The following is a 19,311-nucleotide window of genomic DNA, read 5'->3' as shown; positions in this document are numbered from 1 at the left end:
GTTGGGGTGGGGGGTGGGGCGGCGGGGGGGCCCCCCCCCCCCCCGGGGGGGGGGGCCCCCCCCCCCCCCCCCACTACCGGGTAATCACGCGCCTCCGGCGCCGTTCCAGCACCAGCGCGACCACCAGCACGGTCAGGGCCAGCCCGAACCACTGCACGGCGTAGCCCAGATGACGCTGCGGCGGCAGCGTGTTCGGCAGCAGGTCCAGGTCACGCTCATCGCCGAATGGCAGTGCCGGATCCAGGCGCAGGACGCGTTCGGGTAACGCCTGCAGCCCCAGCGCGCGCGCCAGGCCTTCGGCGGGCAAGCGACTGGCCAGCCAACGCCCGGCCTCGCCAGTGGCGGAGAACGCCGGGCCCAGTGCCAGTCCCGCCGACGGCGGCGGTGCCAGCAACCCACGCACGGCCACCGGTGAAGGCGGCGCCGGCACATCCGGCAACGTGCGATCCGGCGGCAGCGCACGCCAGCCGAGATCGACCAGCAGCACGCTGCCCTCGTCACTGCGGAACGGGCGATAGATCTTCACCCCGGCGCGGCCATGCCGGGTCTGGTTGTCGAGCAGCACCACGCCGGGCAGGAAGCGGCCGTGGTCGGCCACCCCGTGCAAGGCGCCGGGTGCCGCCAGCGCCTGCGACAACGGAAGCGCTTGCGCCACAGCTGGACCCTGCGCATCCAACATTGCCTGTTTGGCATGCATGCGCTGCAGCTGCCACAGCCCCAATGCGGTGAAACCGGCCATGGCCAGCACTGCCAGCAGCCATCCGATCACGCGCGTGTGCTGGCGCATCATGACAAGTCCGCGCAAACGCGGTCAGATAGGCCCATCCACCCTGCCCTCGAGCCGCGCATGAGTGATTCGTTGAAGACCCTGCTGGTAATCGCGTTTCTGATTGTCATCGTCTGGAATCTGGGCGCCGGCCTCTACTACCTGCTGGTCGACCGCGGCCAGACCAAGCGCACGGTCAACGCACTGACCCGCCGCATCGCGGTATCGGTGGCGTTGATCCTGCTGGTGATCGTGAGCATCTACATGGGTTGGATCAAACCGCACGGCATCGGCGGCTGAGGCCACCGATGCGTGCGCGGTCAAAGCACGTAGACGAACATGAAGAGCATCAGCCACACCACGTCGACGAAGTGCCAGTACCATGCGGCGGCTTCGAAACCGAAATGGTTGTCGCGGGTGAAGTGCCCCTTGGCCGAACGCAGCCACATCACGATCAGCATGATCGTGCCCAGCAGCACGTGCGCGCCGTGGAAGCCGGTCAGCATGAAGAACGTCGAACCGTAGATGCCCGAGCCGAGCGTCAGGTTCAGTTCCTTGTAGGCGTGGATGTACTCCTCCGCCTGCAGGGTCAGGAAGCCGAGGCCGAGCACCACGGTCAGGCCCAGCCAGATCAGCAGCTGGCGGCGGTTGCCGGCCTTCAGTGCATGATGGGCGATGGTCAGGGTCACGCCGGAGGTCAGCAGGATCAACGTGTTGATCAGCGGCAGGCCCCAGGCCGGAATGGTCTGGAATGCGCCACCGATCGCGGCCGGGCCATTGGTCGGCCAACCTGCGGAATAGCCCTGCCAGAGCAGCTCGTTGGTCATCACCCCGCGGCCTTCGCCGCTGAGCCACGACAGGCCGAGGTTGCGGGTGTAGAACAGTGCGCCGAAGAAGGCACCGAAGAACATCACCTCGGAGAAGATGAACCAGATCATCCCCATCCGGAACGAGCCATCGACCTGGTGGTTGTAGTTGCCCGCCTGCGATTCGCGCACCACGTCGCTGAACCACCAGAACAGGGTCAGCACCAGCATCGCGATGCCGATGTAGAACGTCCAGCGTCCCCAGCTGGCATCGTTGAGCCAGCTGGCCACGCCCACCATGGTCACCATCATCGCGATGGAACCCACGAACGGCCATTTGCTCTGGGCCGGGACGAAGTACACGTTGGCGTCGGTCGGTGTCTGGGCCATGTCGGTATCCGGGTCAGGGTGCGGCGTGCGCGCCTTCCGAGGTGGCGGCCGGGGCCAGCCGATCGGACAGCGCGTCGTTGCGGTAGAAGGTGTAGGACAAGGTGATCGTCCTGATCTCCGGCGGCAGGTCCGGATCGACGATGAAACGCACCGGCATGTCGCGCTTCTCGCCGGCCTGCAGCGTCTGCGCGGTGAAACAGAAACACTCGGTCTTGCTGAAGAAGCCCGACGCACGCGCCGGCGCCACCGAAGGTACCGCGCTGCCGACCACGGCAGCCGCGCTGTCGTTGCGGGCGAAGTACAGCGCCTCGTTGAGTTCGCCGGGCACCACGTCCATGGTCAGCTGCTCAGGATGGAACGACCACGGCAGGCGCGAATTGACGCCGCCATCGAACTCCACGCGCACGGTGCGCTTGCCGGCCGCGGCACCTGCACTGGCTTCGCCACCGGGGCCGCGCTCCAGGCGCACACCGAACACCTTCTCGCAGGCGATGCGGTACAGCGGCACCAGCGAGAACGTGAGCAGGAACACCGCCACCGCCACACCGATCAGGCGCGGCAGCCCCGCACTGCGTGACGGCGTGCTGGCCGGTGCCTCGCTCATCGGCCGATCACCCCGCTGAGGATGAAGCCGACGTAGACCAGCACGGCGATGGCGCCGACCCACATCGCCGTGCGTTTGGCGCGCTGGCGTTGCAGTTCGATGCCGTTTTCCGGGGCGTCGCCCGGGTTGTTGTAGAGCCGAGCCATGCTCGGCTGCTTTTCGTCAGTCGAGCATGGCTCGACTCTACAGGTCTGCAGCGGGCTCTCGTTATGCATGCCCCACCTCAATGCGTGATGTCGTCATGCGCCAGGTCGCCCGGGCGGATGGTCGGCGGCGTGGTGAAGGTGTGCGCCGGTGCCGGCGACGGCAGCGTCCATTCCAGGCCGCGTGCACCTTCCCAGGAACGGGCCTCGGCCTTCTCGCCATTGCGCAGCGAGGACAGCAGGATCGCGGCCATCATGAACGGCGTGACGAACATACCGAACGCACCGATCGAGCTGATCAGGTTCCAGTCGGCGAAGGCCACACTGTAATCGGGAATACGGCGCGGCATGCCGGCCAGGCCGAGGAAGTGCTGCGGGAAGAACAGCAGGTTGACGAACACGATCGACCACCAGAAGTGCACCTTGGCCCACTTCTCGCTGTACATCCGCCCGGTCCACTTCGGCCACCAGTAGTACACCGCGGCGATCAGCGCGAACACCGCGCCGGTCACCAGCACGTAGTGGAAGTGCGCCACCACGAAGTAGGTGTCGTGGTACTGGAAGTCGGCCGCCACGATCGCCAGCATCAGGCCGGAGAAGCCACCGATGGTGAACAGGATGACGAAGGCCACCGACCACAGCATCGGTGCCTCGAACGTCAGCGAGCCACGCCACATGGTGCTGACCCAGTTGAACACCTTCACGCCGGTCGGGATCGAGATCAGCATGGTGGCGAACATGAAGTAGATCTCGCCACCCAGCGGCATGCCCACGGTGAACATGTGGTGGGCCCAGACGATGAACGACAGGAATGCGATCGCGGCAGTGGCGTACACCATCGCCTGGTAGCCGAACAGCGGCTTGCGGCTGAAGGTCGGGATGATTTCGCTGACCACGCCGAAGGCGGGCAGGATCATGATGTAGACCTCGGGATGCCCGAAGAACCAGAAGATGTGCTGGTACATCACCGGGTCACCGCCACCGGCGGCGTTGAAGAAGCTGGTGCCGAAGAACTTGTCGGTCAGCAGCATGGTCACCGCACCGGCCAGCACCGGCATCACCGCGATCAGCAGGAAGGCAGTGATCAGCCAGGCCCAGCAGAAGATCGGCATCTTCAGCAGGTCGATACCCGGCGCACGCATGTTCAGCACGGTGGCGATGATGTTGATCGCGCCCATGATCGAACTGATGCCGGCCACGTGGATGGCGAACACGCTGAAGGCGACGTTGTAGCCGCCCTGCAGCGACAGCGGCGGGTACAGCGTCCAGCCACCGGCCGGCGCGCCACCGGGCAGGAACAGGGTCAGCAGCAGCAGGCTGAAGGCCACCGGCAGCAACCAGAAGGACCAGTTGTTCATGCGCGGCAGCGCCATGTCCGGCGCGCCGATCTGCAGCGGGATCATCCAGTTGGCCAGGCCCACGAAGGCCGGCATCACGCCACCGAAGATCATCACCAGCGCATGCACAGTGGTCATCTGGTTGAAGAACTCGGGCTTGACGAACTGCAGGCCCGGCTGCGCCAGTTCGGCGCGGATCACCACGCTCATCGCAGCGCCGATGATGAACATGATGAAGCTGAAACCCAGGTACAGCGTGCCGATGTCCTTGTGGTTGGTCGAGAAGAACCAACGCTCGAAGAAACTCTGCTGGTGATGGTGATCGTCGTGCCCAACTGCCGAGTGCGCCATTGCAAAACACCTCTCAGAATCGGTTGTCACCGCAGCCGCGAACGGCCGCGGGCTTTACATCACGCGCCGCTGGCCGCGGTGGCAGGTGCGCTGCCCGCTTCTGCAGCAGCAGGCGCAGCCGGTGCCTCGCCCGCCGGTGCCGTCGGTTCGGCCGGTGCCGCAGGCGTTGCCGGCGCGGCAGGCGGCGCCGGCTTGCGCTGCGCCAGCCACTGCTTGAACTCTTCCTTGGACACCGCCTCGACCACGATCGGCATGAAGCCGTGGTCCTTGCCGCACAGCTCGGCGCACTGGCCGCGGTAGACGCCGGGCTGCTCGATGCTGGTCCAGGCTTCATTGATGAAACCGGGGATGGCGTCCTGCTTCCAGCCCAGCGCCGGCACCCACCAGGCGTGGATCACGTCGTCGGAGGTGATGACGAAGCGCACCTTGGTATCGACCGGCAGCACCAGGCGGTTGTCGACGTCCAGCAGGTAATGCGGATGGCTCTCGCGGGTCGGCACAATGCCACTTTGCCGCACGCGGTCGGACTCGCGGTCCAGGCGGCTGGTGAAGGTGACGTTCTCGCCGAGATACTCGTACTTCCACATCCACTGGTAGCCGGTGACCTTGACCGTCATCTCGGCATCGCGGGTGTCGTACATCTTGATCAGGTTGGCCGTGGCCGGCCACGCCATCACGATCAGGATGATCACCGGGATCACCGTCCAGATGATCTCGGCCTTGGTGTTGTGGCTGAAGGTGGCGGCGACCGCGCCCTTGGATTTTCGGAACTTGAAGATGGCGTAGGCCATCGCGCCGAACACGATGACGCCGATCACCGTGCAGATGATCAACGAGAGATTGTTCGATTCCCAGGCCAGGCGCGAGGTCTGGGTCACCCCCTTGCCCATGTTCAGCTGCCACGGTTTGGGATCGGCCGCCTGGGCCCAGGCCAACGCCGGCATCAGTCCCCCGGCCACCATGGCGGTGACCGCTGCAACGCACTTCGTGCCCCACCTGCTGCTTTGCTTCATTGCCTAGACCCTTAGCGTCGTCGGTTGCCGCCATCGCTGGCGGCGAGCAAGCTTTCAAGTGTCTCTGCAAGCGTCTGACGTTCGGCCGGCGCGAGGAAACTCCCCACCTCCACCTGCCGGCCGCTGGATGCCAGCCGGACCCTCTCGTCGTCGGTGAGCAGGCGCACCCAGTGGGGGTGGGCCCGGAACACCGGCGATCCACCGGGTACGGGGATGACCTCCACGTACGCCGGCACTACCCGGATCTCCTCCTGCCGTTCACCACTGCGCCACAAGGCACGCAGTGCCGCCGCCAGCACCAGGCTGTACAGCAGCGCGAACAGGGGGGCGAATGCATTGCCGGCCAACCACCCGAGGGCGGACACCAGCCACATCACACCCGACAACACGGTGAACAACAGGACGAACTGCCGGGCATCGAGCGCCCGTGGGGGACGCAGCCGCAGCTGCGTACCTGACCCATCCGGAGCTGGAAGCACCTCGATCATGTCGCAACCGCGTTCCTGCCGCGGGAAACGTCTCGATGGTAGCCCCGCCCTCTCGCCGGTAGCAAGGGTGCATTCACACTTTTTCCCATGCTGCAACACAGCATGAGGTCGGCGGCACGAATGACGAATTCAGCACAAATTATGTCGAGCTTGCTGAACACGCTGAATCGACCGCAGCTAGGGGCTATCAGCACTTCACGAAGGTGGCTGCGGGGCACTTCCGCAACCCGCAAAAATGATTAAAATCGCCAAGTTTTCCACTGGCCGGACCGGCATGAACGCACCTTCCTCCTCCCCTGCCGCCCACGACGCTCCGCGTCCCGGCGCGCTGCTGTCGCCGGAACTGCCGGCGCCCCCCAACCCGTTCCGCCAGGCCATCACCGATGCCTGGTTGAAGGACGAGGCCAGCCACGTCCGCGAGCTGCTGGCGCAGGCCCGCCTGCCGGCCGAAGAGCAGGCCAGGGTGCAGGCGCTGGCCGCCGACCTTGTCGGCCGCGTGCGCGTGCGTGCCAAGGACCAGGGCGCGATCGAAGCCTTCATGCGCCAGTACGACCTGGGCAGCGAGGAAGGCGTGCTGCTGATGTGCGTGGCCGAAGCGCTGCTGCGCATTCCGGACCAGGACACCGCCGACAAGCTGATCCGCGACAAGCTGGCCGATGCCGACTGGGAAAAGCATCTGGGCGGCAGCGACTCGGTGCTGGTCAACGCCTCCACCTGGGGCCTGATGCTGACCGGCAAGCTGGTGCAGATGAACGACGCCACCCGCGCCGATGCGCCCAGCGCGTTCAAGCGCCTGGTCGGCCGCGTGGGTGAGCCGGTGGTGCGTCTGGCCGTGCGCCAGGCGATGAAGATCATGGGCCACCAGTTCGTCATGGGCCGCACCATCAGCGAAGCGCTGTCGCGCTCGCACAAGGGCGACAACGCGAACTACCGCTACTCCTTCGACATGCTGGGCGAAGGCGCGCTGACCATGAAGGACGCGCTGCGCTATCTGGAAGACTACCGTCGTGCGATCCACGCCATCGGCGGCGATCACAAGGCACGCGGCGGCCGTCCGGACGGCGACGTCAACAACGCCCCGGGCATCTCGATCAAGCTGTCGGCGCTGTACCCGCGCTACGAGCACGCCAAGCGCGAGCGCGTGCTGACGGACCTGGTGCCGGGCGTGCTGGAACTGGCGCAGCTGGCCAAGAGCTACGGCATCGGCTGCACCGTTGACGCCGAAGAATCCGACCGCCTGGAACTGTCGCTGGACATCATCGAACAGGTGTTCGGCGATGCCTCGCTGGCCGGATGGGATGGCTTCGGCGTGGTCGTGCAGGCCTACCAGAAGCGCACCCCGTACACGATCGACCACCTGGCCGACATGGCGCGCCGCGCCGGGCGCCGCCTGCAGGTGCGCCTGGTCAAGGGCGCCTACTGGGACGCCGAGATCAAGCGCGCGCAGATCGAAGGCTACCCGGGCTACCCGGTGTTCACCCGCAAGCAGAACACCGATGTCTCCTACCTGGCCTGCGCCAAGCGTCTGTTCACGCATGCCGACGCGATCTACCCGATGTTCGCCACGCACAACGCGCACACCATCGCCGCGGTGCGCAGCATCGCCAACGGTGGCGTGTACGAGCACCAGAAGCTGCACGGCATGGGCGACGACCTGTACGCCGAAGTAGTGCCAGCCGATCGCTTGAACCTGCCCTGCCGCGTGTATGCGCCGGTCGGTTCGCATGAAGACCTGCTGCCGTACCTGGTGCGCCGCCTGCTGGAAAACGGCGCCAACTCCAGCTTCGTCAACCGCATCACCGACGAGCGCGTGCCGATCGCCGACCTGATCCGCGATCCGGTCGAGATGGTCGCCTCGTTCGAATCGATTCCGCATCCCAAGATCCCGCTGCCGGTTGACCTGCTGCGCAGCCAGAACCACGACAGGAAGAACTCCATGGGCGCCAACCTCGCCAACGACAACGAACTGCGCGCCCTGGCCGAGCAGCTCAACGCAGCCGTCAAGCCCTGGCAGGCCGCTCCGCTGGTGCCGGGTGCGAACCCGGCCGGCGCCGCGCTGCCGGTGACCAACCCGGCCGACACCCGCGAAGTGGTTGGCCAGTGGCTGGCCGCCGATGCCGCCACCGTGCAGAAGGCCCTGGCCAATGCCGTGGCCGCGCAGCCGGCCTGGAACCGTACCCCGGCCGCCAGCCGCGCCGCCATCCTCGAGCACGCCGCCGACCAGCTGGAAGCGCGCATGCCGGAGTTCATGGCGCTGTGCGTGAAGGAAGCCGGCAAGAGCCTGCCCGACAGCATCGCCGAAGTGCGCGAAGCGGTGGACTTCCTGCGCTACTACGCCAAGCAGGCGCGCGAGCAGTTCAGCCACGCCGAGAAGCTGCCGAGCCCGACCGGTGAGTCCAACGAGCTGCAGCTGCACGGCCGCGGCGTGTTCGTCTGCATCAGCCCGTGGAACTTCCCGCTGGCGATCTTCCTGGGCCAGGTGGCTGCCGCACTGGCCGCCGGCAACAGCGTCATCGCCAAGCCGGCCGAGCAGACCAACCTGATCGGCTACTACGCGGTGAAGCTGCTGCACGACGCCGGCGTGCCGGCCGAGGTGGTGCAGTTCCTGCCGGGCGACGGCGCCACCGTCGGTGCCGCGCTGACCGCCGACCCGCGCGTGGCCGGCGTGGCCTTCACCGGCTCCACCGATACCGCACGTGCGATCAACCGCGCCATGGCCGCGCGTGACGCCGCCATCGGCGTGCTGATCGCGGAGACCGGTGGCCAGAACGCCTTCATCGCCGACTCCTCGGCGCTGCCGGAACAGCTGGTCAAGGACGCCATCGGTTCGGCCTTCACCTCCGCCGGCCAGCGCTGCTCGGCCGCGCGCGTGCTGTTCGTGCAGGACGACATCGCCGACAAGGTGATGACCATGCTGGCCGGTGCGATGAAGGAACTGAAGGTCGGGAACCCCGGCCTGCTGTCCACCGACGTCGGCCCGGTGATCGACGCCGACGCGCTGAAGATCCTGCAGGACCACGCCGAGCGCATGGACCGCGAAGCGCGCCTGATCGCCGCCGCCGAGCTGTCCGCCGAAGCGGCCAACGGCACCTTCTTCGCGCCGCGTGCGTATGAACTGAAGGACCTGGGCCAGCTGCACAAGGAAATCTTCGGGCCGGTCCTGCACGTGATCCGCTGGAAGGGCGACCAGCTCGACGCAGTGATCGACCAGATCAACGCCACCGGCTACGGCCTGACCCTGGGCGTGCATTCGCGTATCGACGAGACTGTCGATCGCATCAGCAACGGCGTCCACGTCGGCAACGTCTACGTCAACCGCAACCAGATCGGTGCGGTGGTCGGCGTGCAGCCATTCGGCGGGCAGGGTCTGTCCGGCACCGGCCCGAAGGCCGGCGGCCCGCACTACCTGCTGCGCTTCGCCACCGAAAAGACGGTGACGGTGAACACCACCGCCGCCGGCGGCAACGCCTCGCTGCTGACCCTGGGCGACTGATCGCCCGCATCACGCAGTGAACGAAAAACCCCGCGAAAGCGGGGTTTTTTGTGCTTCTGCTTTCTGTAGAGCCGAGCCCACGCTCGGCTTGCATGGTGCAGCGGGCACAGGCTCGGCTCTACAGCGGCGGGGCGACACTGAACCGGTTGTCCGCCCGCTTCGCCAGCTCGCCCTGCACGCGTGCGATGCGCGTCTCCAGATCGCCCTCCAGCAACACGTACTCGACCCCCTCTACCTGCAGCTGCGTCAGGTACCACGCATGCTGCTGCGCCCGGAAGGCTTCGCCCACGCGCGTGCCATCCTGGTCGAACGGAATATCCGGTGCGCACAGGAACAGCAGGTCGTAGCGTCGTCGTGCCGCCTGCCGCAACGGTTCCGGTGCCGTGCCGAACATCCAGCCGCTGTAGCCCAGCGTCACCCGCGGCGTGGTATCGCAGAACAGCCAGCGATGCGCATGCCGTGCAGCTTCGTCTTCGTGCTGCGGCTGTGCCATTGCGATGCGAAGCAGATCGTCCGGCATCAGTTCTCCGCCCTGCTGCTCCCACAGGGTGCGGCCATACTCCGGCACCCAGGCGGTCTGCAGACGCTCGGCCAGCACGCGGGCCAGCGTGGTCTTGCCGCTGGACTCGCCCCCGATGAACGCCACGCGCTGCACGTAGTCCGCATACACCTGCGGTGCGAGGCCATGGCGATGCACATGCGGGTCGGTGCGCAGCTGGGTGCCACAGGCCTGGCCGATGTCCCGCGTACGCTCACGCCGTTCATGACGTACCGGCACGCCGAAGTGCGCCGTCAGCGCCTGCGCGAAGCCGTCGCCGTAGTCCTCACCGGTGTACACCGCCTGCACCGGCCCACCGAACAGGTTCAAGCACAGCCAGGCGGCAAAGTCGCGCTGCACCTGTTCGTCATCACTGTCCCGCGGCAGCGTTCGCACTGGCAAACCGTGCTGCGTGCACAATGCCGCCAGTCGTGCGTCATCCAGCACCGCTACCGTCGCCTGCGGGAAACGCGTACGCAGCCAGCGCTCGCGGCGCTCGGCGCTGTAGCCGGCAAAGCCCGGCTGCGACCAGCCGATCACCAGCAGCTGCGTACAGCGCGTGGCGGCGAATTCGATCAGGCGTTCGTGACCCAGATGCAGCGGGCAGAACTTGCCCACCACCAGGCCGCGTGCAACGCGCTCAGGCAGCGGCATCGGCTGCCCTGGCCTCGTGCATCAGGTGCCGCCAATGGCGCAAGGCCACCAGCGCATTGATCCAGAAGCCCACATACAGGATCGAAGTCAGGTGCAGGCCACGGCTGTAGTACAGCGGCACGGCAACGGTGTTCACCAGCAGCCACACCCACCACGATTCCAGCTTGCGTCGCATCATCAGGATCTGCGCGATCACACTCAACACCAGCACCGCCGAATCGATATACGGCGCATAGGCATTGGTCAGGCGGGTCAGCATCCAGCCGTAGCCGAACGTGGCCACCACCGCCAACGGTGCCAGCCAGGCCCATGCACGCGGGCGCAGCGCGGTGATCGGCAGCGGCGCGCCATGGTCACCACGCAGCCACTGCCACCAGCCCAGCACGCTGATGGCGATGAAGAAGAACTGCAGCACCATGTCTGCATACAGATGCGATCGTTCGAACACGGCAGCAAACAATGCGCAGCCGACGATGCCCAGCCACCAGGTGTGCACGTTGTTGCGACCGGCCAGCAGGATCGAGCCGGCGACGGCGATGTTGGCAGCCAGCTCCAGCTGGAAGTTCGGATCGGACAGGTTCATGGCGCTATTGTCATGGATCCAGGCCACCGATGGAGACACTCCCGCTGGGTCCGTTCCATGCGTGGATGGTCCGAGGCCCCCAGAAAAAAGGCCCCGCTTGCGCGGGGCCTCCTTCGTACTGCTTCAGGCAATCGCCCGAATCAGAACTTGTACTGCATCGAAGCCGCCAGCACGTCGCCGCTGACCTTGTACTTGCCGGTCACGGTGTTGGCGGTGGCCGAGGTCGAGTTGACGTTCGGATCCTTGGTGAACAGGTGGGTGTAGCCCACGCTGTATTCCATCTTTTCCGATGCCGCGTAGGTCAGACCCAGCGACAGCCACTTGCGGGTGGTGTCCGGCACGCGCACGTCGCGGTGTGCGTCGGTGGTCGGGGTCTGGTCGTAGGCAAGACCGCCGCGCAGGGTCAGCTTCTCGTTCATGCGGTACTCGGTACCGATCGACGCGAAGGTGGTGTCGCGGTAGTGGAACGGCAGCACGCTGTCCGGCTGGTTGGAGTCATAGTCGACGACGACCTGGTCGAACTTGCTCCACGCGGTGCGCGAGACGTCGGCCATGATCTTCCACTGGTCGTTCACGCGGTGGGTGAAGCTGACGGTGGCGCTGGCCGGCAGGGTGATCGAGGCACGACCGTTGCTGTCGATGAAGGTGCCCGGAGCGGCTGCGCGCAGGAACGTCTCCGCGTTGCCCGGAATGGTGAAGTCGGCCTTGCCGTCGTTGATCTTGTGCTTGACCTGCGAGCGGTAGCTGAAGGCGATGTTGGTGCCTTCCACCGGGCTGACGGTCATGCCCAGGGTGTAGCCCATGGACACTTCGTCACCCTTGATGCGCAGGAAGCCATCGGCGGTGCCCGGGGCGAAGCCCTGCTGGGCCATGGCGACGGCGGCCTGACGCGAAGCGGCAGCGGCCTGGGCGGCGGTGCCACCGGCGGCCAGAACAGCAGCGGCAGCCTTCTGCTGGGCGCTGGCGTTGATCGCGGTGCCGGTATCGACGGCGCTGGTCAGGTCGACGTTCAGACGCTCGGCGAACACCGAAGCACCGAACGACAGGTACGGGTTGACGTCGTAGGAGAACGCGACGCCCAGGTCGATCGCCTGCAGCTCGGTCTTGACGCCGTTGTAGCGGCCGACCCAGTCACGGTCGTATTCGGTCTTGAAGCCGAACGGCACGGTCAGCGATGCACCGAAGTGCATGTTGTCGTTCTCGCCGAACGGCAGGTGGAAGTAGGCTGCCGGGACCGGGGCGATCATGCCGGCGTCGCCGCCGTTGCCGCCGGAGATCGGAGCGCCGTTGGCGTACTTGCCCTGACCGCGGAACTTGGCGCCGAAGCTGATGGCGCTGACGTCGCCCTGGATCTGGGTGCCTTCGAGCAGGCGCATCGACGCCGGGTTGGTGGCGACCACCGAGGCATCGCCTTCAGCGGAGGTGGAGCCGGCGAACGCACGGCCGAGGCCCTTGGCGCTGTTTTCCTTCAGCTGGAAGGCGGCGGCGTTGGCATCGGCGGCGGCCAGCGCACCGGCAACGCCGACGGCCAGCAGGGTCAGACGGGCAATGGTGGAAGCGGTTTGCATCGTAGTTCTCTCTCCGGTAAGCGGTGATGTTGCTCTGAGTGCGCCTGCGCCCGGCAGGTCCTGGGACCCATCGGAGCGCGCCGGATTCCCCTCCCGACATACGACGCCGTATGCGAGTATTACCCAGAGCTGTTAATGAAACAATAACAGCAGTGGCGGTTTTTTCGTCCCAAAAGCTGAACAGGACAATCCCCGCCGCAAGCGCCCGCACGCTAGGCTAGTGCCCATGTTCGTCTCCCTCCCGTCGCGCAAGAAGGCGGCCCTGCGCTGGGCCACGCCCGTGCTGTTTGCGGCACTGTGGCTGGCATTCCTGTGGTCGATCTCGCGTCCGGACGATGCCCGCGGCAGCCTCTGGCTGGACTGGGGCGCCCTGTCCACCGGCCTGACCCACCCGCTGGACTGGTGGGCCACCCTGCAGGACGGCAGCGTGCTGCGCCTGTTCACCGCCCTGTTCCTGCACGCCGACTGGTCGCACCTGCTGGGCAACCTGGTGTTCCTGCTGATCTTCGGCCTGCCCGCCGAGCGGGTGCTGGGGCCGTGGCGGTTGCTGCTGCTGTTCCTGGTGGGTGGCGCGGTATCGAACCTGGTGGCGATCTACACCATGGGCAGCCCGGACCAGATCATCATCGGTGCCAGCGGCGCGGTGTCGGCGCTGATCGGCGCCTATCTGGCCCTGTTCCCGGGCGCCCGGCTGGGCGTGGTCATTCCGCTCGGCCTGTTCCTGGAGTTCGTGCGCGCCCCGGCCTACCTGCTCATCGGCGTCTGGGCCGCACTGCAGGTGGTGTTCGCCCACATCGGCCCGAGCTTCGGCATGGTGGCCTGGTGGGCGCACATCGGCGGCTTCGTGTTCGGCCTGGTGTACGGGGTCTACGTGCGCGCAGCGATCGCGCGCCGGCTGCGCAAGCGCCACGGTTTCTGACACTGGGTAGTGCCGGCCGCTGGCCGGCTCCACGCTCACCCGCTCGTTCGTAGATCAGTCGAGCGTGGCTCGACTCTGCAGAATCAGGGCTTGGCCGGAGCCGGTGCGGGCTTTGCTTCCGGCTTGCTTTCCGCCTTCGGTTCGAGCTTGGCTTCCGGCTTCGCCGCAGCGGCCTTCGTGGCCTTGGCCGCCTCCGCCTTGGCGGCCTCGGCCTTCAACCGCGCCGCCACCGAACCCGGGTTCTTCAGCTCGGCCAGCGCGTCGTTGATCGGACCATCGCCCGGCAGCACCGCACCGGCGTGGTAGCCCTCGGTGCCTTCATCGTCGCCGCGCAGATGGCCCGGCAGGGTCGCTTCGCTGTAATCGCTCAGGCTGGCCGGCAGTGCATCCTCGGCCGGCGTGGCGGCGGGCTTCAGTTCGACGTCCGGCACGATGCCGGTGGCCTGGATCGACTTGCCGCTGGGCGTGTAATAGCGCGCGGTGGTCAGCTTCACCGAATCACCGTTGTCCAGCGGCAGCACGGTCTGCACCGAGCCCTTGCCGAAGGTGCGACTGCCGACCACGCGCGCACGCTTGTTGTCGCGCAGCGCGCCGGCCAGGACTTCCGATGCGCTGGCCGAACCGGCATCGGCCAGCACCACCACCGGTGCGCCCTTCAGCAGGTCGCCCGGGGTGGCGTCAAAACGTGCATCGCTGATGCTGATGCGGCCACGGGTGCTGACGATGTTGCCCTTGTCGAGCAGATCATCGGCCACCTGCACCGCAGCGGTCAGCAGGCCGCCCGGGTTGCTGCGCAGATCCAGCACCAGGCCCTTGAGCTGGCCACCGGCCTGCTTCTGCAGCTGCTGCACCTGCTTCTGGAAGTCCGAACCGGTATCGGCCTGGAAGGTGCTCAGGCGGATGTAGCCGTAGCCCGGCTCCAGCATGCGGCTCTTCACGCTGGTCACGCGGATGGTCTGGCGGGTCAGGCTCACGTCGAATGGCTTCGGCTTGCCTTCGCGCACGATGGTCAGCACCACCTTGCTGCCGGCCGGGCCGCGCAGCGGCTCGCTGGCATCGATCGCACTGATCGGCTTGCCGTCGATGGCGATGATCAGGTCACCGGCGAGGATGCCGGCCTTGGCCGCCGGCGTGTCGTCGATCGGCGAGATCACCTTCATGCTGGCGTTGTCCGGCTGCTGCTGCAGCTCCACGCCGATGCCCTCGTAGGCACCATTGGCCTGCTCGTCGAAGGCCTGCGCGTCTTCCTTGTTGAAGTAGGTGCTGTGCGGATCGAGGTCGAGCAGCAGGCCACGCACCGCCGCCTGCATCAGCTTCTTGTCATCGACCGGGTCGACATAGGCGGCACGCACCGCGTTGTACACGGCCACAAAACGGCGGATTTCCTCCAGCGGCACCTTCGAGGTCACCGCCTCCTCGCTGTTCGCTGCCTGCCCGCTGGTTTCCTGGCTCGGGGCGGGCGCGGTCTGCTGCGCCCAGGACAGCGCTGGCAACAGGGCCAGCAAGAGGGTGGCGGTACGGGCTGCGCGCATGGATCACTCCTGTCGACGTTGGCATCGTGCCCAAGGCACATGCACCGATTATGCGCGAAGCACAGCTAAATTCCCGTTGAATCCGGCCCGCATCCGGCAGGCCTGGATTCAGCGCCGCTGCAGCCAGCTGTCCGGGTTGACCGGCTGCCCGCCACGGCGCAGCTCGAAGTACAGCGCGGTAACGCCCTGGCCACCGGAATTGCCGACCTTGGCTACCGCATCGCCGCGGCTGACCCGCGCGCCGGCATCCTTCAGCAGGGTGTCGTTGTGGGCGTACAGGCTCATGTAGCCATTGCCGTGGTCGACGATCAGGATCATGCCGTAGCCGGTCATCCAGTCGGAGAACACCACGGTGCCGTCGGCCACGGCGGTGACGGTGCTGCCGGCCGGCGCGCCGATCAGCACGCCGCTGCTGGTACGGCCATCGGGCAACTTGCCGCCATAGCGCGCCAGCAGATTGCCGGACAACGGCCAGCCCAGGCCACCAACCTTCGGCGCAGGTGCGGACGCCACCGCCGGCGGAACCTTCGTGGGCGGCGGCGGCCGTCCCTGTGCCGCGGCCTGGCGTGCGGCACGTTCGGCGGCAGCCTTCTCTGCTGCCGCACGGCGCGCAGCCGCGCGACGCTCGGCCTCGGCGCGGGCAGCGGCTGCACGCAGATTGGCCAGCAGTGTTTCCAGCGCCTTGGCGTCCTGGCCCAGCGCCTGTTCCTTCTCGCGCTGGTCCTTGAAGCGCTCGTCCAGCGAAGCAACGGTCTTGGCGCGATCGCGACGGTCCACTTCCAGGGCCGCTGCCTGCTGCTTCTGGTCCTGCTGCGCACCCTGCAGCTTCTGCTTGCGCTCGGCGATCTGTGCCTGCAGCGCTTCCAGTTCCTTCAAGTCAGCGGTCAGGGCGGTGATGCGCTGTGCCCGCTCGCGCTGCAGGTAGCGGTGGTAGGCCAGGGCGCGATTGGCATCGGCTACCGTGTCCTGCGACAGCAGCAGCTTCAGTGGTGCGTGGTTGCCCAGCTGGTAGGCCGCACGCAGCAGGCCGGCCAGCTCGCGGTGCTGCTGGGCGAGGTTGGCCTGCAGCGTGCTGCGGCGCTGTTCGGCCTCGGCCAGGGCTCTTCCCTGCTCGCGCAGCGCGGTTTCGGTCTGCGCAAGCGCACGGCCGGTGCGGGCCACCTTTTCATCTGCCTCACGCAACTGCTGCGAGGCCTGGCCACGCTGGCCCTCGATCTGCCGGCGCTCCTGCGCCACGCCCTTCAGCTCACTGCGCAGCTTCTGCAGCTTGCGCTCGGTCTCGCGGGTGGTCTGCGCTGCGCCCGGCAGCGGCAGCGCCAAGGCGATCGCCAGCCCCAACAGCAGGCAGCGCCCGCCGCGTACGGCGGCGGTGTGATGTCGGCGTGATGGGAAGGCGTTGTCGCGCAAGGGCTTTCCAGTGACTTCAGGCAGTTGCAGGGGGTACCGGGGAATGGTGACATCTCCGCACGCGGCCTGCCAGCCGCACATCCATCGAGGTCCCCATGAAAGCTCTTTCCATTCCGCTGCTGTTGGGCGTCCTGCTGGTCACCGGGCCCGTCTGTGCCCAGGAGAACATCAGCAAGGTCAACGGCAGCATCAGCGCCGAAGCCGGCCAACGCTACGGCAAGCTGGACACCGTCAATGGTGGTATCCGTGTCGGCGAAGGCGTCGAAACCGGCAGCATCGACACCGTCAACGGCGGGGTCAAGGTCGCCGACCGCGCGCGCACCGGCAAGATTGAAACGGTCAACGGCGGTGTGCGCCTGGGCCGCGAGGTCATCGCGCGCGGCAGCGTCAGCACCGTCAACGGCAGCATTTTCACCGACCGCGGCAGCCAGGTCGAAGGCGGCGTCGAGACCGTCAACGGCGGCATCGGCCTGGTCGAAAGCCGCGTCGGCAAGGACGTGGAGACCGTCAACGGTGACATCACCGTGGGCATCGGCTCGCAGGTCACCGGTGGCGTGCATGTACGCAAGCCGAACTTCAGCGTCTCGCTGACCGCCAGCCGCAAACCACGCGTGATCATCGGCCCGAATGCCGTGGTCAACGGCCCCCTGCAGTTCGAACGCGAGGTCGTGCTGTACGTGCACCGCAGCGCCCGCATCGGGCCGGTCACCGGCGCCGAGGCGATCCCGTTCGACACCGAAACCGCCCCGGCGGACTGAGCGCACCGCGCCTTCGGGTTCGGTGATACTCGCTGATACCGGTCGTGCACGACGCGCGGCCGCCCTTTGTTACCCAGGAATCGACGATGCCCCGCAAACTCCTCCTGTGCCTGGCCGCTGCGGCCGCGCTCAGTGCCTGCAAAGGCGAAGACACGCCGGCCGCCGCGCCGGCCACCGGCACCGCTGCCGCGAAGCCCGCCGCCCATCAGTTCTCCCCGGAGATCAACGCCGGCGACTTCGCCGAGATGGTCAAGACCCTGGCTTCGGATGAATTCGAAGGCCGCGCCCCGGGCAGCAAGGGCGAGGAACTGACGGTCAACTACATCCGCGACCAGATGCAGCGCATCGGCCTGCAGCCCGGCAACGGCGACAGCTGGTTCCAGGACGTGCCGATGACCGAGACCACGGCCGATGAATCGACCGTGTTGAAGATCACCCAGGGCGGCAAGACCACCGAACTGAAGTTCGGCACCGACATGGTGGTCGGTACCCGTACCGGCCAGGCCGAGGTGAAGGTCGATGCCAGCGACCTGGTGTTCGTCGGCTACGGCGTCGACGCGCCGGAACAGAAGTGGAACGACTACGCCGGCCAGGACTGGAAGGGCAAGACGGTCGTGATGTTCGTCAACGACCCGGGCTTCCATGTCGATGACGCGAAGCTGTTCGACGGCAAGCGCATGACCTACTACGGTCGCTGGACCTACAAGTTCGAGGAGGCTGCGCGCAAGGGCGCCGCTGCCGCGCTGATCGTGCACGACACCGCCGGCGCGTCCTACGGCTGGGACGTGGTGAAGAACTCCTGGGCCGGCCCGCAGTACGACCTGCCGGCCAAGGATGACCCGGAAGCGCGTATCCCGGTACAGGGCTGGCTGAGCGCCGACGCCGCCAAGACGCTGTTCGCCGGTGCCGGCCTGGACCTCGCCCAGGCCTACAAGGACGCCAGCAAGCGCGGCTTCAAGCCGGTGCCGCTGAAGGCCACCGCTGCGGTCGACCTGAAGAGCCAGATCGCACAGAAGCAGTCGCGCAACGTGGTGGGCGTACTGCCGGGCAGCAAGCGCGCTGACGAGGCCGTGCTGTACATGGCGCACTGGGATCACCTGGGCAAGCATGAGGGTGAGACCGGCGACAACATCTACAACGGCGCGGTCGACAACGCGACCGGCGTGGCCGGCATCCTTGAGGTGGCTGAAGCGATGGCCCACCAGGAGCCGAAGCCGGAGCGTTCGGTGGTGTTCCTGGCCGTGACCCTGGAAGAATCCGGCCTGCTGGGTTCGAAGTACTACGTCGCCCATCCGACCTTCCCGCTGGACAAGATCGCCGGTGTGATCAACATCGACGCGATGTCGGTAGCCGGCCGTGCCAAGGACGTGACCGTCACCGGCTTCGGCAGCTCGGAGCTGGAGGACATCCTCAAGCCGCTGGCTGCCGCCCAGGACCGTACCCTGCACGGCGAGACCTCGGTGCAGAGCGGCTTCTACTTCCGTTCCGATCACTTCAACTTCGCCAAGGCAGGCGTTCCGGCCCTGTACGCCGATGGCGGCGAAGACCTGCGCGAGGGTGGCGTGGACGCGGGCCGCAAGGCTGCAGCCGACTACGGCGCCAACCGCTACCACGGCCCGAAGGACGAGTTCGATGCGGCCACCTGGAAGCTGGACGGCACCGTGGAAGACCTGCAGCTGATGTACGGCGTGGGCAAGGAACTGGCCGGTGGTGATCGTTGGCCGAACTGGTACGAAGGCAACCCGTTCAAGGCTGCCCGCGACGCGATGATGAAGGACAAGGCCCCGGCCAAGTAAATCGGGCCATGTTCGACTGAACATCGTTGAGAGCAGAGCGGCGCCCCACGGGGCGCCGCTTTTTTTGTGCGCTCCGCCATTGGTGGGTGCCAATCTCGGTTGGCACCTCCTTACACAGCGAGCGCCCCATCCACGCGTGGCGTGGATCTACTGGTAGTGGCGGGC

Annotated in this window: 17 protein-coding genes; 5 read left to right on the top strand and 12 right to left on the bottom strand. The window is 66.8% G+C overall.

Annotated features, from left to right (window positions below):
- Positions 1-73 precede the first annotated feature (73 nt).
- Positions 74-787, bottom strand: a complete 714-nt coding sequence (locus ACJ7C5_RS17435) for an SURF1 family protein (RefSeq protein ID WP_412704620.1) — start codon at positions 785-787, stop codon at positions 74-76.
- A gap of 60 nt (positions 788-847) precedes the next feature.
- Here ACJ7C5_RS17435 and ACJ7C5_RS17430 point away from each other — a divergent pair, with 60 nt between their 5' ends.
- Complete coding sequence (locus ACJ7C5_RS17430; protein WP_005412025.1) at positions 848-1,066, top strand: twin transmembrane helix small protein; 219 nt, start codon at positions 848-850, stop codon at positions 1,064-1,066.
- Between the two features lie 20 nt (positions 1,067-1,086).
- Here the strand turns inward: ACJ7C5_RS17430 and ACJ7C5_RS17425 are convergent, their stop codons facing one another.
- The 6 genes from ACJ7C5_RS17425 to ACJ7C5_RS17400 form a co-directional block, all read right to left on the bottom strand.
- On the bottom strand, positions 1,087-1,962 hold the full coding sequence (locus ACJ7C5_RS17425) for a cytochrome c oxidase subunit 3 (RefSeq protein WP_005412024.1): 876 nt from the start codon (positions 1,960-1,962) through the stop codon (positions 1,087-1,089).
- A gap of 13 nt (positions 1,963-1,975) precedes the next feature.
- The gene (locus ACJ7C5_RS17420; protein WP_088023623.1) at positions 1,976-2,566 is read right to left on the bottom strand and encodes a cytochrome c oxidase assembly protein; all 591 of its coding nucleotides are present in this window, start codon (positions 2,564-2,566) and stop codon (positions 1,976-1,978) included.
- Positions 2,563-2,712 carry a hypothetical protein gene (locus ACJ7C5_RS17415; protein WP_412704619.1) on the bottom strand — a complete coding sequence of 50 codons (150 nt, stop codon included), beginning with the start codon at positions 2,710-2,712 and terminating at the stop codon, positions 2,563-2,565. Before ACJ7C5_RS17415 ends, ACJ7C5_RS17420 begins: the two co-directional genes overlap by 4 nt.
- 77 nt (positions 2,713-2,789) lie before the next feature.
- Positions 2,790-4,397, bottom strand: coding sequence for a cytochrome c oxidase subunit I (gene ctaD / locus ACJ7C5_RS17410; RefSeq protein WP_004153896.1), 1,608 nt, complete (start codon positions 4,395-4,397; stop codon positions 2,790-2,792).
- A gap of 59 nt (positions 4,398-4,456) precedes the next feature.
- Positions 4,457-5,359 carry a cytochrome c oxidase subunit II gene (gene coxB / locus ACJ7C5_RS17405; RefSeq protein ID WP_412704618.1) on the bottom strand — a complete coding sequence of 301 codons (903 nt, stop codon included), beginning with the start codon at positions 5,357-5,359 and terminating at the stop codon, positions 4,457-4,459.
- Positions 5,360-5,421: 62 nt separating this feature from the next.
- Entirely contained in the window at positions 5,422-5,898 is a 477-nt protein-coding gene (locus tag ACJ7C5_RS17400; protein WP_412704617.1) for a DUF2244 domain-containing protein, read from the bottom strand.
- A gap of 274 nt (positions 5,899-6,172) precedes the next feature.
- On the opposite strand from ACJ7C5_RS17400, the gene putA reads away from it, so the two are divergent.
- Complete coding sequence (gene putA / locus ACJ7C5_RS17395) at positions 6,173-9,391, top strand: bifunctional proline dehydrogenase/L-glutamate gamma-semialdehyde dehydrogenase PutA (protein WP_412704616.1); 3,219 nt, start codon at positions 6,173-6,175, stop codon at positions 9,389-9,391.
- 118 nt (positions 9,392-9,509) lie between these two features.
- Here the strand turns inward: putA and ACJ7C5_RS17390 are convergent, their stop codons facing one another.
- The 3 genes from ACJ7C5_RS17390 to ACJ7C5_RS17380 all read right to left on the bottom strand — a co-directional run bounded on the left by ACJ7C5_RS17390 (position 9,510) and on the right by ACJ7C5_RS17380 (position 12,734).
- A complete protein-coding gene (locus ACJ7C5_RS17390) occupies positions 9,510-10,583 on the bottom strand; it encodes an AAA family ATPase (protein WP_412704615.1) in 1,074 nt (357 codons plus the stop codon).
- Entirely contained in the window at positions 10,570-11,166 is a 597-nt protein-coding gene (pnuC, locus tag ACJ7C5_RS17385; RefSeq protein WP_094000628.1) for a nicotinamide riboside transporter PnuC, read from the bottom strand. The genes ACJ7C5_RS17390 and pnuC overlap by 14 nt, the downstream gene beginning before the upstream one ends.
- Positions 11,167-11,306: 140 nt before the next feature.
- Positions 11,307-12,734 carry an outer membrane protein transport protein gene (locus tag ACJ7C5_RS17380; RefSeq protein ID WP_088023606.1) on the bottom strand — a complete coding sequence of 476 codons (1,428 nt, stop codon included), beginning with the start codon at positions 12,732-12,734 and terminating at the stop codon, positions 11,307-11,309.
- 226 nt (positions 12,735-12,960) lie between these two features.
- On the opposite strand from ACJ7C5_RS17380, the gene ACJ7C5_RS17375 reads away from it, so the two are divergent.
- Positions 12,961-13,653, top strand: coding sequence for a rhomboid family intramembrane serine protease (locus ACJ7C5_RS17375; protein WP_005407784.1), 693 nt, complete (start codon positions 12,961-12,963; stop codon positions 13,651-13,653).
- A gap of 83 nt (positions 13,654-13,736) precedes the next feature.
- On the opposite strand, the gene ACJ7C5_RS17370 is transcribed toward ACJ7C5_RS17375, so the two are convergent.
- Positions 13,737-15,185, bottom strand: a complete 1,449-nt coding sequence (locus tag ACJ7C5_RS17370; protein ID WP_412704614.1) for a S41 family peptidase — start codon at positions 15,183-15,185, stop codon at positions 13,737-13,739.
- A 108-nt stretch (positions 15,186-15,293) separates the two neighbouring features.
- Positions 15,294-16,592, bottom strand: coding sequence for a murein hydrolase activator EnvC family protein (locus ACJ7C5_RS17365; RefSeq protein WP_412704613.1), 1,299 nt, complete (start codon positions 16,590-16,592; stop codon positions 15,294-15,296).
- A gap of 95 nt (positions 16,593-16,687) precedes the next feature.
- Between ACJ7C5_RS17365 and ACJ7C5_RS17360 the strand changes: the two genes are divergently transcribed.
- Together ACJ7C5_RS17360 and ACJ7C5_RS17355 are read left to right on the top strand one after the other, a co-directional pair.
- Positions 16,688-17,350, top strand: a complete 663-nt coding sequence (locus tag ACJ7C5_RS17360; RefSeq protein WP_088023598.1) for a DUF4097 family beta strand repeat-containing protein — start codon at positions 16,688-16,690, stop codon at positions 17,348-17,350.
- An 86-nt stretch (positions 17,351-17,436) separates the two neighbouring features.
- A complete protein-coding gene (locus ACJ7C5_RS17355) occupies positions 17,437-19,146 on the top strand; it encodes a M28 family metallopeptidase (protein ID WP_412704612.1) in 1,710 nt (569 codons plus the stop codon).
- Positions 19,147-19,311: the final 165 nt, after the last annotated feature.

Origin of the sequence: Nocardiopsis yanglingensis (assembly GCF_045809185.1) — a bacterium.
Taxonomy (GTDB): domain Bacteria; phylum Pseudomonadota; class Gammaproteobacteria; order Xanthomonadales; family Xanthomonadaceae; genus Stenotrophomonas; species Stenotrophomonas yanglingensis.
The sequence above is the reverse complement of the archived record's forward strand: the minus strand, read 5'-3'. Positions and strand labels throughout refer to the sequence as shown.

Excerpts from the sequence above, each read along its gene's own strand:
- ACJ7C5_RS17435 (WP_412704620.1), bottom strand. The coding sequence starts at position 787 with ATGCGCCAGCACACGCGCGTGATCGGATGGCTGCTGGCAGTGCTGGCC.
- ACJ7C5_RS17430 (WP_005412025.1), top strand. The coding sequence starts at position 848 with ATGAGTGATTCGTTGAAGACCCTGCTGGTAATCGCGTTTCTGATTGTC.
- ACJ7C5_RS17425 (WP_005412024.1), bottom strand. The coding sequence starts at position 1,962 with ATGGCCCAGACACCGACCGACGCCAACGTGTACTTCGTCCCGGCCCAG.
- ACJ7C5_RS17420 (WP_088023623.1), bottom strand. The coding sequence starts at position 2,566 with ATGAGCGAGGCACCGGCCAGCACGCCGTCACGCAGTGCGGGGCTGCCG.
- ACJ7C5_RS17415 (WP_412704619.1), bottom strand. The coding sequence starts at position 2,712 with ATGGCTCGGCTCTACAACAACCCGGGCGACGCCCCGGAAAACGGCATC.
- ctaD (WP_004153896.1), bottom strand. The coding sequence starts at position 4,397 with ATGGCGCACTCGGCAGTTGGGCACGACGATCACCATCACCAGCAGAGT.
- coxB (WP_412704618.1), bottom strand. The coding sequence starts at position 5,359 with ATGGTGGCCGGGGGACTGATGCCGGCGTTGGCCTGGGCCCAGGCGGCC.
- ACJ7C5_RS17400 (WP_412704617.1), bottom strand. The coding sequence starts at position 5,898 with ATGATCGAGGTGCTTCCAGCTCCGGATGGGTCAGGTACGCAGCTGCGG.
- putA (WP_412704616.1), top strand. The coding sequence starts at position 6,173 with ATGAACGCACCTTCCTCCTCCCCTGCCGCCCACGACGCTCCGCGTCCC.
- ACJ7C5_RS17390 (WP_412704615.1), bottom strand. The coding sequence starts at position 10,583 with ATGCCGCTGCCTGAGCGCGTTGCACGCGGCCTGGTGGTGGGCAAGTTC.
- pnuC (WP_094000628.1), bottom strand. The coding sequence starts at position 11,166 with ATGAACCTGTCCGATCCGAACTTCCAGCTGGAGCTGGCTGCCAACATC.
- ACJ7C5_RS17380 (WP_088023606.1), bottom strand. The coding sequence starts at position 12,734 with ATGCAAACCGCTTCCACCATTGCCCGTCTGACCCTGCTGGCCGTCGGC.
- ACJ7C5_RS17375 (WP_005407784.1), top strand. The coding sequence starts at position 12,961 with ATGTTCGTCTCCCTCCCGTCGCGCAAGAAGGCGGCCCTGCGCTGGGCC.
- ACJ7C5_RS17370 (WP_412704614.1), bottom strand. The coding sequence starts at position 15,185 with ATGCGCGCAGCCCGTACCGCCACCCTCTTGCTGGCCCTGTTGCCAGCG.
- ACJ7C5_RS17360 (WP_088023598.1), top strand. The coding sequence starts at position 16,688 with ATGAAAGCTCTTTCCATTCCGCTGCTGTTGGGCGTCCTGCTGGTCACC.
- ACJ7C5_RS17355 (WP_412704612.1), top strand. The coding sequence starts at position 17,437 with ATGCCCCGCAAACTCCTCCTGTGCCTGGCCGCTGCGGCCGCGCTCAGT.